The organism is Streptomyces sp. SID1328, from assembly GCF_009865595.1.
Lineage (GTDB): Bacteria > Actinomycetota > Actinomycetes > Streptomycetales > Streptomycetaceae > Streptomyces > Streptomyces griseoluteus.
In genome coordinates this window covers 1-1133 of the sequence record NZ_WWKH01001058.1, presented here as the reverse complement: position 1 = coordinate 1133, position 1133 = coordinate 1, and the positions used below count along the sequence as shown (strand labels likewise).

1 protein-coding gene is annotated in these 1133 nt (G+C 76.4%); it reads left to right on the top strand.

Annotation, left to right across the window (positions count from 1 at the left end; all coding sequences use genetic code 11):
- Window positions 1-190: 190 nt before the first annotated feature.
- A complete protein-coding gene (locus tag GT030_RS34105) occupies window positions 191-622 on the top strand; it encodes an NUDIX hydrolase (protein WP_161204373.1) in 432 nt (143 codons plus the stop codon).
- Window positions 623-1133: the final 511 nt, after the last annotated feature.

Sequence of the window (1133 nt, the reverse complement as noted above, 5' to 3'; positions counted from 1 at the left end):
AGGCCCTCACCCGCCACCGCGACGCAGCCGAGGCAGCCGCCGAAGCCGCCCAGGCCGCCCGCACCCCCCGCATCGCCCCCGCCACCGCCTACGCCCTCGGCGTCCTCCACGCCGACCAGCGCCACGAAGTCGAAGCCGCGAGGTTCGCCTTCCAGCAGACCTGGCAGTCCTGACCCCCGAGGAGCCCCCCGTGCCCACCGGCCCCCACGCGCTCCCCAAGCTCATCCGTGCCGCCGGCTGTGTCCTCTGGCGCCGGGCCCCCGGCACCGGTGCCCTGGAGGTGTGCCTCGTGCACCGGCCCCGGTACGACGACTGGTCGCATCCCAAGGGCAAGCTGAAGCGCGGGGAGTCCGCGGAGGCGGCGGCCGTGCGGGAGGTCGGGGAAGAGACGGGGTTCGCGGCCGAACTGGGGGCCGAGCTGCCGACGCTGCGGTATCCGGTCGACGGGCGCCCCAAGCAGGTGCGGTACTGGGCCGCCGAGGCCGTCTCCGGGGCGTTCGTACCCAGCTCCGAGGTGGACCAGGTGGTGTGGCTGGCGCCCGCCGAGGCGCGTACCCGGATCAGCCACCCCCGCGACCGCGACCTGCTCGACGCGCTCACCCAGCGGCTCGAACACCACTGAAAGCGCGGGCAGAAGGAGCGCAGCGCTCACGCTTCCCCGCTGTGCCCCTCCGCGTCCGTCCGCGCCTGGCTGCGCGCCCGCCGGGCCGGCCCCCGCCAGCCGCAGCTGCACCGCGCCACACAGAAGCGCCCCTGCTCGGTCGTCTCCGTACGGTGTTCCCGCGCCCCCTCGGGGCCCTCCTCAGACGCCACGGCGCCACGCTACCGGCCGCGCGCCGGGGCGTTCGCGCGCCCCCCTCCCGCCTCCTCCGGGGCCGGCCGGCGCGTGACGGCACTCCCTACCGGTCGTTAACCGGAACGACAGGGGGCCAGTGACGGACATAACCGGCTGGGGGTAAGGCAGGCCATGGATCGGCGGCAGCACACGCGCGCGGGCAGGACGGGCGTCGCGGTGGGGATCATGGGACTCACGGTCGGGCTCGGGGCGGGCGCCTCGGGCTGTTCCGGCAGCGGGGTCGCCGCCGAGGGGGTGAACGGCGCGGGCGGCGAGCCGGTCGCCGTGCTCCGGCAGG